Origin of the sequence: Microbacterium kyungheense (assembly GCF_006783905.1) — a bacterium.
GTDB classification, from domain to species: domain Bacteria; phylum Actinomycetota; class Actinomycetes; order Actinomycetales; family Microbacteriaceae; genus Microbacterium; species Microbacterium kyungheense.
Window position 1 is genome coordinate 49,607 of sequence record NZ_VFPE01000004.1, and the last position, 14,151, is coordinate 63,757.

A 14,151-nucleotide genomic window follows, 5' to 3' on the forward strand; every position below is an offset into this window, starting at 1 on the left:
GAGCCGCGGATCCGCCCGCACAGCGAGCCCGCCGAACCCGCAGACGAGGCTCAGCCGTCGCGGCGGTAAAGGGCCTCATACCGGTCCACGACCGACGAGAGTGCGAACGCCTCAGAGCGCTCGCGGCTCGCTCTGGCAAGCTTCCCCCGCGCCACGTCGTCGGTGAGCACGCTCGTGAGCGCCGCACCGATCGAGTCGAGATCGCTCAGCACGCCGGCGCGCCCCTCGTCGGTCACGTAGCGTGCGCCGATGTTCGGAGTCGCAACGACCGGCACCCCGCACGCCATCGCCTCGGCGTACGGGATGCCGAAGCCCTCGTACTCCGACGGCAGACAGAACACCCAGGCGCGCTGGTAAGCGTGCACGAGTTCGGCATCGCTGAGCGCCCCGAGCACCGACACCCCGGGACCGGGATCGGCGGGGGCGTCCCGGCAGACCATCTCGAGCCGGGCATCGGCAAGGACCGGAAGAACGTCTCTCTGGAACACACGTGCCAGTGCCCCTCCGCGTTTGCGGTTGCCCCATGTCCCGACGAACAGGACGGTCGGCACGTCTCCCTGCGCGCCTGGAGCCGGCCGGAAGCGACTCGTGTCGACACCGTTGGGGATGACGCGGCGCACCCACGGCATCCACCGTCGCGTCTGCGGCGACACCGCGACAGTGACGTCGGCCACGAGCGACGCGAGCACCTCGGTGAGGCCGAGCAGCAGCATCCGCAGCTTCTCCTTCGCCCCCGGGATGCGCAGCGCCTCCTCGAAGCCGGTCCCGTGCATCGTGCGCACATGGATGGGTGCGCGGCGACGCCACAGCCAGTAGTCGTCGCCGTGCGCATGGATGACGTCGTAGCCGGAATAGTCGACGCGACGCAGGGCCAACGCGAACCGGAATGTCTGCAGCGACCCCGTCAGCTGCAGCTCGCGATGACCGTACTCCGCCCCCTCGCCCGGCGCACACGCCGAGAACACGTCCACATGATGACCCCGACGGACGAGCGCGTTCGCGAGCTCGTGCGCCTGGTACCCCACACCGATCTTGCTCCCGCCCGGCAGGTAGTACGAGATCATCGCGATCCGCAGCGGACGGGAGTCGATGGCAGACATGCGACTAGATGACGTCGGCGAAGAGTCGTTCATTACGCTGGAACGACAGGACGCCGAGGGTGATAGACAGGAGCGCTGCCACGGCGAGCGCGAGCACCTGCCACGGCGCAGGTGCGCTCTGGCCGAGCAGCGACCAGCGATAGGCCTCCATGAGCCAGGTGATCGGATTGAGGTTGAAGAGCCAGGCGAGGCCGCGTTCTTCGACCGCCTCCATCGAATAGGCCACCGGGGAGGCATACATGAGGATCTGAACCAGCCACGGCAGGAAATACTGAACGTCCCGGTATTTGACCATCCATGACGATGCCGCAAGGCCGATGCCCATCGCCAGCAGCACGGTCAGGAGAACCCAGACAGGGAGCAGAAGGATCGGCCACCCGGGGTTGATGCCGAAGACGAGCAGAAGCACGACGAAGAGCCCGAAGCTCACCGCGAAGTCGAGCAGGATCGAGGTCACGACCGACAGCGGCACGATGATGCGCGGGAAGAAGACCTTCTGCACGAGCGCAAGGTTTGCGACGAGCGAGTTGGAGGCGCGACTGATGATGTTGCTGAAGAGCGACCATGCCATCTGGCCGGCGAACGCGAAGATGAAGTAGGGGACGCCACCGCTCGGGAGCTGCGCGATCCCGCCGAACACGATCGTGAAGACCCCCGCCGCGACGAGGGGCTGCACGAACACCCAGGCGACGCCGACCGCGGTCTGGCGGTAGCGGAGCAGGATCTCCTTCTGCCCGAACCGCACGAAGATCTCTCGCGCAGCCCAGACCTCGCGCCAGTCCGGCATGTTGAAGCGCCCGGGGGGCGTGATGATCGTGCGACTCATCGAGCGGCCTCGTAATCGAAATCGGCGAGGACCATCCCGTGCGAGAGAGCCTCTTCGCTCGCGAGCTCGGGATATGGGCTGTGCTCGACGACCTCGATCACCTCGGCGCCCTCCCACGCATCGTGGATGCCTGCCTGGCAGACGAACATGTCGACCGTGTAGCGGCCGGGCTTGAGCCACAGGTTCTTGATTCGAAGCACACCGGACTGGTCTTCCTCAGGGTCGAACCAGTGTCCGGTGAGGCGCGAATCGCACTGCACCACGACGGCGCCGTTGACATCCGTGATGTGCGCAGAGACGAAGTACTTGCCGACGAGCGTCGGGTTCTTTCCCACGTTGAACTCGATGACCTTCTCGTCCGCGGGCTCCTGGGTCTGCTCGGTCACGGCCACGCGTGTCAGCCGCAGCCAGCCGGTGCCCGGACGCGCCGCGGCATCCTGCTGCTGCGTCTGAAACTTCTCGAAGGTGTCGCGGTAGTGCGAGATCGCGCCCTCGACGCCACCGTGGTACCCGAGATGCCCCTTGTCGAGGAAGATGGCCGACGTGCACAGCGCCGTGACGGTGTTCATCTGGTGGCTGACGTACAGCACCGTGCGGCCGTCGCGTGCGACATCGCGCATCTTTGCGAGGGACTTGCGCTGGAACTCGGCGTCTCCGACGGCGAGGACCTCGTCGATCGCCAGGATCTCGGTGTCGAGGTGAGCGGCCACGGAGAAGGCCAGGCGCACGTACATGCCCGACGAGTATCGCTTGACAGGGACGTCGAGGAACTTCTCGACGCCCGAGAAGTCGACGATCTCGTCGAACCGTCGTTTGATCTCCTTGCGGCTCATGCCGAGGAGCGCGCCGTTCTGGAAGATGTTCTCGCGGCCGGTCAACTCGCCCGAGAAGCCGGTCCCCACCTCGAGCAGCGACCCAACCCGCCCACCGAGGTCGATGACGCCTGCCGTGGGCGCCGTGATCCGGGTGAGGATCTTCAGCAGCGTGCTCTTGCCGGCGCCGTTTCGCCCGACGATGCCCACAGCCTCACCCCACGGGATCTCGAACGAGATGTCCGTCAGCGCGTGGAAGTCCTCGTGGTGGGTCCGTGTCAGGGGATGCCGGATCCTATTGAGCACGGCGGTGGTGATGCGGTCCACCCGCTCGCCGGCCACCTGGATGCGGTACGACTTCGACAGGTTCGAAACCGTGATCGCGCTGTCAACCATTCGGCTTCATCCCCCAAAGACACGCCAGCGTCACGCACGGGACGCAATGCCGATAAAGGCTATCATCGGGCCCGCGATCACCGGCGTCCCGCCACACGTCCCGCGATCGCGGCCACGTAGACCGCCGGCTCGTGGGCGAGTCCCCAGCGCGCGTCCTGCAGTGCGTCCGTCGTCCGGCCGCGGCGCAGCGCGGCGAGCGTCATCGACGCCGCCTCCTTCGCCGCCCGCCGTCGCTCGCGCGATCGATGCTCCCGCAGCAGGCGCGCCGTGCCGACATCGCCCCGCACCGCGGCGGCCCAGGCGTGGCGGGAGAGGATGCCGTCCATCGCCGCCCGCCGGAAGCGGATGTTCTCGAATCCTGTGTTGGTCGCATTGCGGTCGTGGCGCCGATACCCGACGAGCTCGTCCGGCACGCAGACCAAGTCGCCGAGCCCGAGCAGTCGCAGAGCGAGCTCAAAATCCTCGAGCATCGTGAGCTCGGGACTGAAGCCGCCAACGCGTGCGTACGCGTCGCGACGGATCATCATCGCCCCGCAGATGTGCGGCATCCGGGAACGCCCCGCGAGCATCTCCACCGCCGTCGCCGGGTGCGCCGGCCACGACGGTGCAAAAGGACGGGATGCGGCATCCATGTGCCATCCGCCGCAATACGACGCCGGTGCAGCGGGGTCGGCGGCGAGCGCGTCGACCTGCAGTCGCAGCCGGTCTTCGTGCCAGCTGTCGTCGTCATCGAGGAAGACCAGCAGCTCCCCTGCCGCCACGGCGACGCCCGCGTTCCGCGCGAGTGAGACGGTCCCCGACGACGGCACCCGCACGACGCGGCTCCGCGGCGCCTTCCCGACGGTCGCGGCAAGGGCGTCCCCGTCGGGAACGCCGTTGTCGACGACGACGATCTCCCAGTCCGGATACGTCTGTGCGACGACGGAGTCGATTGCCTGCGCGAAGTAGGGCGAGTCGCGATTCGTCGCGATCACGACGCTCACGAGGGGCCAACCCGCCTTCATGTCGTCTCCCTCGCGCCTGGCACCGACAGTACTGGATCCCCACGCCCCGGTAGGATCGGGACCGCCCGTCCGACACCCGCCGACGAGACCGTGGAGATGCGACTCAACGCCTACATCATGCTCGCCGATCCGGCATTCCTCGGTCCGAGCGTGCGCTCCTATTACTCGATCGTCGATCGGATCGTCGTGTCCTACGACGAGAACGCGAAGTCGTGGACGGGCACGCCGCTCCCCCTCGAGCACTGCCTCGAGATCATCCGCAAGCTCGACACCGAGGGCAAGTGCGACTACCGCCCGGGTCACTTCGCACGCCCGGAGTTCAACTCGCTCCAGAACGACACCCACCAGCGACAGACCGCACTCGCCCAGGCATCCGAGGGTGCGGACTGGGTGCTTCAGCTTGATACCGACGAAGTCATGCCTCGCACCGACGTTTTCCTCGGAGTGCTCGATCGGGCGGACGCATCGGGGGCATGGGCGATGGACTACCCCGCACGCTGGCTCTACACGCGCGTGCAGCCCGGCCGTTTCCTCGAGGCGAGCACGCGACTCTGGCGCCTGGCATGCTCGTTCCCCGGCCCCCTGGCGGTACGTGCCGGCACGGTCCTGGAACTCGCCCGTCAGACCGGCTCCCCGCTCTACCGAGCCGATGTCCGGCCGTGGAACACCGACCCTGCGGGTCCGCCCGAGACGATCGTGCACGAGGTCGTTCCTGCCGACGCCGCCGTGCTCCACTACAGCTGGGTGCGTTCCGCCGAGGACATCGCGCGCAAGGTGGGCTGGTCGGGCCACTCCGACGAGTGGCGCAAGAGCGGCAAGTACGGCCTGTGGCTGCACGCGACGCGCCGACCGAAGTCGACGGTGCTGAAGACGCCCTTCGCGCGGAAGTGGCGGCAGTACCGGCTGAGTCGCGTGCTCGATTTCCCGGACGAAGGCGTCTGATGCGTGTCGCCCTCGTCGCGAGCTCCTATCTGCCGCGCCTCGGCGGCGTCGAGGAGCACGTCTTCCATCTTGCGCGCCGGCTGCGCACCCGCGGGCACGAGGTCGTCGTGTGGGCCGTCGACCAGCAGGACGACGTTCCCGCAGAAGACGACGGCCACCCGCTGCGATATCTGCCGACGCCGTTGCCGAGCCGATCGGTCGGCGGCGTGCTTCGCTGGGCACGAGCGCTCCCTGGCGCACGATCGAAATGGCGCAGCGCGCTCCGACGCGACGCCCCGGACGTCATCGTCGTGCAGTGCTTCGGCTCCAACGGTCCGTGGGCGACCGCTCTCGCCAAGCGTGCCGGCGTGCCTCTCGTCTATGCGAATCACGGCGAGACGTTCATGGACGCACATGACGCCTTCGCCTCGTCGCGGCTGCTGCGCCGCTCCTTGAGCACCGCCCTGCGGCAGGCTCAGGCCGTGACGTCGTGCTCGCCGTATGCCGCCGACGACCTCGATCGATTCGGCGCGCATGCACCGGTGACGATCGTCGGCAACGGGATCGATCCGGATACGGATGCCGAGCAGATTCCCGACCCGTTGCCCCGGCGCTACATCGCCGGTGTGGGCCGACTCGTCGAGAACAAGGGATTCGATGTCCTGATCGACGCCTTCGCGCTGGCGGCTGCCGAACTCGGCGATACCGGACTCGTCATCGCCGGCGACGGACCAGAGCGCTCGCGTCTCGAGGCACGAGCGCTCGAACGCGGCATCGCGCCGCGCGTGACGTTCACCGGGTCACTCCGTCGGGCGCAGGTACGAACTCTCCTCGACGGTGCGCTCGCACAGGTCGTGCCCAGCCGGGTCGAGGCGTTCGGCATCGTGATCCTCGAGGGCTGGCGATCCGGTATCCCGGTGCTCGCGACGCGGCACGGCGGCCCTGCGGACCTCATGACCCACGGCGTCGACGGTCTGCTGTTCGACCCGCGCGATGCGGCGGAGCTCGGCGCGCTCCTGGCGAAGGTCGCGACCGATTCCGAGCTGCGGGCCGCCCTGGGCGCCGGTGGGCGCCGGACGGTCGCCCGATACACGTGGGACCACGTGACGGATGCCTATGAGGACGTCCTCTGCAGTGTGGTCGCGGGCAAGCCGGCAGTGGATGCTGAGCCGAGGAGCTGATATGACGACGACTCCCCCCGTCACGACCGTGTCGGTCGTGATCATCACCTTCGCCCGCCCTCAGTATGTGGCGGACTGCCTGAGTCATCTGGATGAGATGACCGAGCGTCCGCATCAGGTCATCGTGGTCGACGGATCACCCGACGACCGCACACGCGAACTGATCGAGACACAGCACGCGGGCGTCGACTACATCCGGCACAGTCTCGGACGGGGGACCATGCCGGAGTCACGCCAGCTCGGTCTGGCGGCGGCGACGGGCGAGGTCGTTGCCTTCATCGACGACGACGCCTACGTCGCGCGCGACTGGCTCGTGCAGCTCACGCGCGCCTATGCGGATCCGACGGTCTCGGGTGTGGGCGGGCGCGCCGACAACGGGAGACCGGAGGAGAGCACCGAAGGAATCGGGAGCATCGGGCGCCTGCTTCCCAACGGCGATCTCACGGGGTACTTCGCGGCGGACCCGCAGCGTCGCGTCAAGGTCGATCACTTTCTCGGTGCGAACCAGTCCTATCGCCGCACTGCGCTGGAGGCGATCGGCGGTATACGCGGCAACTACCCCGGCACGTGTCTCCGCGAAGAGTCGGACACCTGTCTGCGACTCACCGCGACCGGACACCAGCTCATCTACGACCCTCGCGTTCTCGTGCGACACGTCGCGGCGCCCTACCAGATCGGCGGGCAGCGGTTCGATCGACGCTACCTGTACTACTCGCGACGCAACCACGTCATGCTGCTGGCACGCGTGTTCGGGTGGCGCACGCCGTATCTGCGCCGCTACTACGTGACGGCGCTCCAGGCACAGGGGCACTACTTCAGGCTCGTGACCGGACTCATCGGGAAGGGCATCGGCGAGGACGGCAACCGGGCGAGCCTCTCACGCCGGCTGACGTCGCCGATCATCCTCACCCGGTCGGTCGTCGAGGTCGCGGGGCTCATCGCCGGCATCTGGGCGGCGCTGGACGGCCGGCGCCGTGACAGGCGGGCCGGCGTGGGCACGCCCTGACGACGACGCGCGAGGCCCAGGCGCAGCGGCGGAGTCACCGCCGAGAGATCAACGACCGTACGATAGGGGCGTGAGCCTTGCGCCCTCGGGACGAACCTTCCGGCGACTCGGTGGCACCGTCCTGGGGGGTGCCGCGATCGTCGCGCTCGGCGTCAGCATGGGCATCGCAAGCGTCCGGCTACCGGACGAGGCTGTCCTGCTCGCACTGGGCGTGCTGTTCGTCGCCGTCGCCGCGATCGACATGTCGCTCGTGCCGGTGCTCGCCGTACCCGGCGTCTTCGTCGTGATGAGGGTCGGGCCCATGAGCGGGTCCGACCTCCTCCTAGGCATCGCGGTCCTGACGGCGCTGCTGCTCCTGCGGGGGCGAGGCGTGATCACGATGCAACCACTCCTGTGGTCCGGGATCTTCTACCTTGCGGTGACGATGCCGCAACTCATCCTCAACCGCTACGCAGAGAACTACATCGAGTGGGCGCACGAGCTCGTCCTGGTGCTCGGAGCCATGCTCGTCGGATTCGTGATCGGCCGAGAGGGGCACGCCCGATTGGCGCTCGGCCTGTACGTCTCGGTCTGCGTCGTGATCGGCGCCCTCGCCTGCTTCACTGCCCTCACCAACGGGTTCCAGCCCGTGTATCTCGGGATCTTCCACAAGAATGCGATCGGCGCGTTCCTCATGGTGGGGCTGGTCGTCGCGTTCGCGAACCCGCCGTGGTTGGGCTGGTCGCCCTGGACGGCCTGGACGGCCTTCATCATCTGCGGACTCGGAATGGCGGCCGCGCAGTCCCGCCAGGCGATCGTCGGGGGCCTGGTGGGCGTGCTCATCATCGGGCTGCGGCCGCGATTCCACAACGGCAAACGGTCGCGCTGGATGTGGCTCGTCCTCATCCCCGTCGGCGCTTTCGTCTATCAGGAGGTCGCCGAGCAGCTCGCCTCGGACGACGTTTTCAGCTCAGCGGTGCAGCGACTCACGTGGTACGAGGCATCCATCACGGTCTGGATGCAGTCGCCCCTCTTCGGCGTGGGGCACCGATGGTGGACCACCTGGCACACCGGATTCGGTGGATTCCAGCCGCCCAACGCCGAACTCGAAGTCCTCACCACCGTCGGCGTCCTCGGACTCATCGGCTTTCTCGGGATGTTCGTCGGGGCGCTCTGGCTTCTCGCACGAATGAACCCCGTATACGGCACACTCGGCCTCGCCGTCGTCGCCGCCAAGTTCACGCAGGGCCAGTTCGACCTCTACTGGGTCGCCGGCCACGCCTCGCTGCTGTGGATCATCGCGGGCATCTGCTACGGCATCCAGGAGCGCGACCGGGCAGAAGGCATCGTGCGGACACCGCATCCCGTGCAGACGGTGTGGCGTCGCACCCGCGGTGTGCGGATCTGATGCGAGGGATCATTCACGCGCTCACGCCGGGGGATCATTTCTCGCCCCGGACCGGCTCAGCGATTCCCACGGTCGTGCACGGCCTGGCCGGGGCGGCCTGCGGCGACAAGGACTATCTGCAGAGCGTGCTCGTCGACGGATCGACATATCGTCCTCGCTATGAGAGCGCGGAGGCCATCGAGTATGTCGGCGCCGGCTACCCAGCGTCCTGGGAGCGTGCGCTCGATCTCGGCCTGTCACGCGTGGGGATGCCGCGCGTGCGCGCGCAGCGGTCGTACCGGCCGCTCGTCGATGCGGTGCGCGATCTGCCCTCCGGCGTCGTCGTCGCCCATAACGCCCCCATCCTGCCCCGGATGCTCTCGTCCACATCGCACGCTTCCGTGTTCTACGCACACAACGATCTCCCGCGAGGGATGTCCACCCGTGAGGCGACGCGGGCGCTCGAACCGGCAACGGCGATCGTGGCCGTGAGCGACGACCTCGCCACCCGCATCGCCAGTCGCGTATCGTCGGGGGTCGCCCGCCGCATCCGCGTGGTCGAGAACGGCGTCGACACCGAAACCTTCCGGCCCGGCGACGGTCAGCAGCCGGGCGACAGCACACGGGTCATGTTCGTCGGCCGCGTCGTCCCCGAGAAAGGCCCGGACGTCCTCCTTCGCGCTGCTGCTCAATTGGCACGTGACGACGTCGAGATCGTCATAGTCGGAAGCCAGGGATTCGATGCAGGAGCGGCAAAGTCGCCATACGAGGAACAGCTTCGTTCACTGGCGGCAGCCGTGCAGGGCACGGTGACCTTTCGGCCGTTCGCCGACCGGGACGCCCTCGCGCCGCTCCTGCGATCCGCGAACGTCTTCGTCGCACCATCCCGATGGGCAGAACCCAGCGGCCTCACGGTCGCCGAGGCGATGGCGACCGGGCTTCCCACCGTCGCGAGCAGGGTGGGGGGCATTCCCAGCGTGCTCGGCGATGCCGGCATCCTGATCCCTGCGGATGACCCGGCCGCACTGGCCCAGGCGCTCCGCTCGGTCATCGACGACGACGCCTGGCGCGAGACCCTCGGAGTCCGCGCCCGCCGACGCGCGGAGGAGCGCTCGTGGCGGCGTTCGTGGCAGCAGCTGCGCGCCGTGCTCGACGAGATCGGCTGATCAGTCTCGTCGCGAGCCGAGCGCATCGACGATGGGCACGAGAAGACCCGTCATCTCGCTCGCCATCCGAATCCATTCAGGGACCGGTGAGGCAATGGGATCGATGATGTCGTCGGCCTCATCCTCGCCGAGGAAGTCTGTGCGCGAACGATTCTGCTCGACGTTGTCGAGCCAGCTGCCGAGCACCATGCGTCGCGGCTTCGGGTGTTCACCGATCCACCGCGAGAACTGTTTGAGAGTGAAGATACGCCCAATGAGGGCCGGATTGTCGGCGACGAGCTCGCGGGCCTGCGACCTGGCCATCGTGAGAATGAGGTCGAATCCGTCGAGGTCGGTCCGATCGAGTTCTCGGCTTCGATGCGAAGAGAAGTCGAGACCCAGCATCGCGCCCGTCTCGATCCCCGCAACCGGCATGGGGTGGCCACCGGGCATGAGGCCACCGGATGAGACAGCGAGCGAATCATCGGCGAGTCGACGCGCGATCGCGGCGGCGAACGGCGACCGGCAACGGTTGGCCTGGCACACCATCAGGATCTGCGTGACCCCAGGGACAGGCTCGGGCGAACCCAACGGAAACGCGTGGTCGGGGGATGCCGTCATGACGCGTCGCTGGGGCTCTTCCGCTCAGCACCCGAGACTGCTGCCCTGGCTTCGGCGTTCCTGCTGGCCCGGTCCGGTGTGCCATTATGCGGTGAAGCTGTCTCAGACGACGTGTTGAGGAGCCGTCGAAGCTCCTCGACCGTCCCGGGCGCGACATCGGCGGTCTCGGGACGCGGGGTCGTCGGCTCGGTCGAACGCGCCGACACATAGTAGGCGGAGTACGTCTTGGGCAGCTTGCGGCGCCCACGGTTCGCCACGACGCCGATGACCTCGGCTCCGGCCGCCCGCAGCGCGGCGACCGCGTCGGCGAGCATCACCCGGTCGGTCCTGCGGATGGACGAGATCACGACAGCCCCGTCTGACTGCAGCGCGAGGAGCGCGGCATCCGCCATGCCCATCGCGGGAGGCGAATCGATGATGACGATGTCAGCGAGACCGCGCAGATGCATGACGACATCACGGAGGACCGGGTGCGCCAGAAGATCTGCCGGGTCGGGCGGTTCAGCGCCTGCGGGCAGCAGCCGGAGACGGCGATACCGGGTGGTGTTCAGTCGCGCGTCGACCGCTCGCGGTTCGAGCGGCTCCCCCACTTCATGCTCCTGCAGAATGTCGGACAACCCCTCGCCGTCTGCCGCGTCGTCGAAGTAGCGGCCGAGGTCCGGCCGGCGCAGGTCACCGCCCACCAGGATCACACTCTTGCCCGCGCGCGCCCACGCCATCGCCAGGTTCGCCGACACGAAGGACTTGCCGTCGCCGGGTTCCACGCTGGTGATCACCACCACCGCTTCACGTGGCGGCAGGAACACCTGCAGGGTGGATCTGAGCGTACGCAGTCGCTCACTCAGATCGGTCCGTTCATTGCGCGAGACGGGAAGCGGCGGTTTCATGCTCGACACGCCGCGGTCCCAGTTGAGCTCGCCGAGTGAACGCGTGTCGGCGATCGCCTCGATCTCGTCCTCGCCGCGCAGGCGATTGTCGAACTGGTCGCGGATGAGGGCGGCGGCGATGCCCACGATCAGGCCGGTGGCGAGCGCCAGCAGCAGCACGATGACGGTCGAAGGCACCGTGGACTCGCCCGGGAGCGGGTTGGCCACGACCGCCGTGGCCGCACCGGCGTCGTTGACGCTTTCGATGGCGAGGTTGATCGACGTCATCTTCGACAGCGCAGTGGCGAGATTCGTCGCAGCGATCGAGTCCCCGGGGTTGTCCTTAACCGTCTGCTGAAGCGTCTGAGCAGTCTGAATCGCCTCGGTCTGCCGCTGCTGCAGCGTGGTGAGGGCCGAAGCCATCTGCGCGTCCACGTACGCGGAGTAGGACGAGGCGAGTGCCGCGGCTCTTGCCTGCGATTCGCTGGGGGTCGATCCGGTCGCCGTGATCATCACACGAGCGAGCGCGCTGGAATCATCGACCTGTCCGGATACCGCGGCCCGCAGGGTGTCCGGGTCGTCGCCGGTCTGCTCAGCGGCGGGATCCATCACGGCGGAGGACGCCGCCGCTTCGAGGCCCACGTCCACCGCGACCCCGCCGACCTTTCCGGTGACGGCGCCTTCGGAGACCACATCACTGAGCCGGATGACCGCCTGGCTCTGGTAAGTGACCGTCCGGATCTGCAGATACGCGAACGCCGTGAGGAGCGCGATCATCGTGACGGCGACGATGATCCACCAGCGCTTCCACAGCACATCGAGAATCTGTCGGAGCGTCAAAAGCTGTCCCCCATAGGCCTTGGTGGCCCCTGGCTACCACGGGACGCACGTGGTCTAGATTACAGGCCTTCGTCGTATGCGTCATTGCGGTTCAGCGGCTGCACATCTTCGACCCTCACGGGGAAGGGTCGATGCACGGCGAACACCGAGACGACGGCCCCGAGCGTGCCGAGGATCAGGGCGACGGCCAACTGTGTCGTGCGGTCTCCGTCGCCGAGCAAGCCGACGGCCGCGACGAGGTACACGGCTGCCACCCCCATCGCCACCAGAGCGCTCACGGCCGTGACTCTGCGCGCCCGGGACGGCGGCGGAGCCGTCGCGCGGGCCACCGCGGCCAGCCCGCACGAGAGTGCCCCCGTGAGCAGAACGCCTCCCACGCTGTCGCTCGCACGATGCGCGAAGGACAGCACCGACGCGAGGGCGACGAACGAGACGAGCGCGCCGAGTACGAGCACCAGCACACGCGACATCCATCGCGGTCGACACCAGATCGTCGCGATCGCCGCAGCCAGGGTGATCGCGGTGTGACCGCTGGGGAAGGTGTTGTGCGCGTAGGCGAAGTCGCCGAAGTACGGCCGCGGCAGGAGCTCCTTCATGAGGATCGAGGCGAAGGCCGTGAGGCCAACGAGCAGCGCCGCATAGACCACCGGGGGGATCCGGCGATCCACGACTGCCCCGATGGCGGCGACGACCGCCGCGCCCAGCACCCCATAGAGCACCACATCGCGCCCGTCGTAGAACGCGAGCCATGCGTCGCTGCGAAGCCAGCTCATCACGCCGAGTGAGCCGGCATCGATCAACTGCCCGAGCGAGGTGCCGATCGCCGTCGCGTACAGAGCCACGAATCCTGCGGCGTACCAGCATGCCAGGATCGCGAACCGGCGAGGACGATTGGCCGCACCGGCGTCAGACACGCGCCGCTTCTTCCGCGACGACCGCGCGCAGGCGCGCCGCGAACCGCTCCTCCGAGAATCCGCCGGCGTGGTCGCGGATCGCTGATGCCGACCACGATATGCGCAGCATGTCGTGCACGGCGGCTGCGATCGCCTCGGCATCCGGCCCGTCGAAGAACACCCCGTTGGTCCTCTCGACCACCGTGTCGAGGTAGCCGCCGTCGCGCAATGCGGCGGTCGGCTTGCCGAAGGATCCCGCCTCCAGCGGCGACAGGCCGAAATCCTCATAGGAAGCCGCGACGAGCCCCTCGCAGTTCTGGTAGAGCCAGTGCAGCTGAGCGTCCGAGACGCGACCGACGAGGTGGGTGGTCCCGGTGCGCGCGGCGAGCTCCGCGAGCCGCGCTCGCTCCGGTCCGTCGCCGACGACGACGAGCTCCGTGCCTCCCAGCGCGGCGACGGCCTCGATCACGTGGTCGACGTTCTTGTACGGGAGCAGGCGCGCGACGCACAGGACGAACGGCCGCCCGACACCCGAAACGGGCTCGGCGTCGCCTGCGGCGACCGGCGCCGGGGGCGGAGCGAGCACTTCCGACTCGATGCCGTACGCCTCCCGGACAGCGGCCTGCACCACCGTCGAGTTGACCAGGTACCGATCTGCGCTGTGCGCTGCCGCCTGATCCCACTCACGCAACCCGGGACCGAGCACGCCGATCGCGGCTCGCACTGCCCGGCCGCGAGCACCGGCATCCTCTCGTCCGGCGTAGCGGTCGGACTGATAGAGCCAGCGGGCGGGCGCGTGGCAGTACACGACTTTTCGTCCGCTGGTGGGGATGCCGTGCGCCCAGCCGCTGGAGCTGGCGAGGAGCACGTCGGCGCCGACGTGATATCCAGAGACCGCCCGCGCAAGGAACGGCAGCGCGAGGCGATGATTCCGCCTCAGCACGCCCCAGCGGTCGATGGGCATGGTCCGGATGTCGGCATCCGCGAACTCGGGGAAGGTCCCCGCGGGGTCGTACAGCGTCGTGTGCAGCGGTGCGCCGGGGAACGCGCGGATCATCGCCAGGGCGACGCGTTCGGCGCCGCCGCGTTGCGTCACGTAGTCATGCGCGAGAGCAATGTTCACGTGGCCCACTTTCCACGACGGTTCGGGACGACGAATCACCCCGCGACCGGC

The 14,151-nt window shown here is 68.1% G+C and carries 13 protein-coding genes; 5 read left to right on the forward strand and 8 right to left on the reverse strand.

What is annotated here, in order from left to right; all coding sequences use genetic code 11:
• Window positions 1-50 precede the first annotated feature (50 nt).
• From FB391_RS14000 to FB391_RS14015, 4 genes are all read right to left on the reverse strand, one after another.
• Entirely contained in the window at window positions 51-1,100 is a 1,050-nt protein-coding gene (locus tag FB391_RS14000; RefSeq protein ID WP_185843095.1) for a glycosyltransferase family 4 protein, read from the reverse strand.
• Between the two features lie 4 nt (window positions 1,101-1,104).
• On the reverse strand, window positions 1,105-1,926 hold the full coding sequence (locus FB391_RS14005; protein WP_141895329.1) for an ABC transporter permease: 822 nt from the start codon (window positions 1,924-1,926) through the stop codon (window positions 1,105-1,107).
• On the reverse strand, window positions 1,923-3,134 hold the full coding sequence (locus tag FB391_RS14010; RefSeq protein ID WP_141895331.1) for an ABC transporter ATP-binding protein: 1,212 nt from the start codon (window positions 3,132-3,134) through the stop codon (window positions 1,923-1,925). The genes FB391_RS14005 and FB391_RS14010 overlap by 4 nt, the downstream gene beginning before the upstream one ends.
• Before the next feature lie 77 nt (window positions 3,135-3,211).
• On the reverse strand, window positions 3,212-4,138 hold the full coding sequence (locus FB391_RS14015) for a glycosyltransferase family 2 protein (protein WP_141895333.1): 927 nt from the start codon (window positions 4,136-4,138) through the stop codon (window positions 3,212-3,214).
• 90 nt (window positions 4,139-4,228) lie between these two features.
• On the opposite strand from FB391_RS14015, the gene FB391_RS19715 reads away from it, so the two are divergent.
• The 5 genes from FB391_RS19715 (at window position 4,229) to FB391_RS14030 (ending at window position 9,778) form a co-directional block, all read left to right on the forward strand.
• A complete protein-coding gene (locus FB391_RS19715; protein ID WP_185843096.1) occupies window positions 4,229-5,080 on the forward strand; it encodes a hypothetical protein in 852 nt (283 codons plus the stop codon).
• Window positions 5,080-6,240 (forward strand): glycosyltransferase family 4 protein, encoded by a 1,161-nt coding sequence (locus tag FB391_RS14020; protein ID WP_185843097.1) that lies wholly within the window; start codon window positions 5,080-5,082, stop codon window positions 6,238-6,240. The genes FB391_RS19715 and FB391_RS14020 overlap by 1 nt, the downstream gene beginning before the upstream one ends.
• A 1-nt stretch (window position 6,241) precedes the next feature.
• Window positions 6,242-7,246, forward strand: a complete 1,005-nt coding sequence (locus FB391_RS14025) for a glycosyltransferase family 2 protein (RefSeq protein WP_185843098.1) — start codon at window positions 6,242-6,244, stop codon at window positions 7,244-7,246.
• Window positions 7,247-7,316: 70 nt separating this feature from the next.
• Window positions 7,317-8,633 (forward strand): O-antigen ligase family protein, encoded by a 1,317-nt coding sequence (locus FB391_RS19720; protein WP_185843099.1) that lies wholly within the window; start codon window positions 7,317-7,319, stop codon window positions 8,631-8,633.
• Entirely contained in the window at window positions 8,633-9,778 is a 1,146-nt protein-coding gene (locus tag FB391_RS14030; RefSeq protein ID WP_185843100.1) for a glycosyltransferase family 4 protein, read from the forward strand. Before FB391_RS19720 ends, FB391_RS14030 begins: the two co-directional genes overlap by 1 nt.
• Here the strand turns inward: FB391_RS14030 and FB391_RS14035 are convergent, their stop codons facing one another.
• From FB391_RS14035 to FB391_RS14050, 4 genes are read right to left on the reverse strand one after another with little or no spacing between them, the layout of a single operon-like run.
• Window positions 9,779-10,378, reverse strand: coding sequence for an arsenate-mycothiol transferase ArsC (locus tag FB391_RS14035; RefSeq protein ID WP_141895341.1), 600 nt, complete (start codon window positions 10,376-10,378; stop codon window positions 9,779-9,781). It abuts the gene before it with no gap.
• Window positions 10,375-12,084: a polysaccharide biosynthesis tyrosine autokinase gene (locus FB391_RS14040; protein ID WP_141895343.1), complete on the reverse strand. Its 1,710-nt coding sequence runs from the start codon at window positions 12,082-12,084 to the stop codon at window positions 10,375-10,377. The genes FB391_RS14035 and FB391_RS14040 overlap by 4 nt, the downstream gene beginning before the upstream one ends.
• Window positions 12,085-12,143: 59 nt before the next feature.
• Entirely contained in the window at window positions 12,144-12,998 is an 855-nt protein-coding gene (locus FB391_RS14045) for a phosphatase PAP2 family protein (protein ID WP_141895345.1), read from the reverse strand.
• Window positions 12,991-14,100 carry a glycosyltransferase gene (locus FB391_RS14050; protein ID WP_246093527.1) on the reverse strand — a complete coding sequence of 370 codons (1,110 nt, stop codon included), beginning with the start codon at window positions 14,098-14,100 and terminating at the stop codon, window positions 12,991-12,993. The genes FB391_RS14045 and FB391_RS14050 overlap by 8 nt, the downstream gene beginning before the upstream one ends.
• Window positions 14,101-14,151: the final 51 nt, after the last annotated feature.

Coding starts and splice junctions, on each gene's coding strand:
- FB391_RS14020 (WP_185843097.1), top strand. CDS start 5,080: ATGCGTGTCGCCCTCGTCGCGAGCTCCTATCTGCCGCGCCTCGGCGGC.
- FB391_RS14025 (WP_185843098.1), top strand. CDS start 6,242: ATGACGACGACTCCCCCCGTCACGACCGTGTCGGTCGTGATCATCACC.
- FB391_RS14010 (WP_141895331.1), bottom strand. CDS start 3,134: ATGGTTGACAGCGCGATCACGGTTTCGAACCTGTCGAAGTCGTACCGC.
- FB391_RS14015 (WP_141895333.1), bottom strand. CDS start 4,138: ATGAAGGCGGGTTGGCCCCTCGTGAGCGTCGTGATCGCGACGAATCGC.
- FB391_RS14030 (WP_185843100.1), top strand. CDS start 8,633: ATGCGAGGGATCATTCACGCGCTCACGCCGGGGGATCATTTCTCGCCC.
- FB391_RS14005 (WP_141895329.1), bottom strand. CDS start 1,926: ATGAGTCGCACGATCATCACGCCCCCCGGGCGCTTCAACATGCCGGAC.
- FB391_RS14035 (WP_141895341.1), bottom strand. CDS start 10,378: ATGACGGCATCCCCCGACCACGCGTTTCCGTTGGGTTCGCCCGAGCCT.
- FB391_RS14000 (WP_185843095.1), bottom strand. CDS start 1,100: ATGTCTGCCATCGACTCCCGTCCGCTGCGGATCGCGATGATCTCGTAC.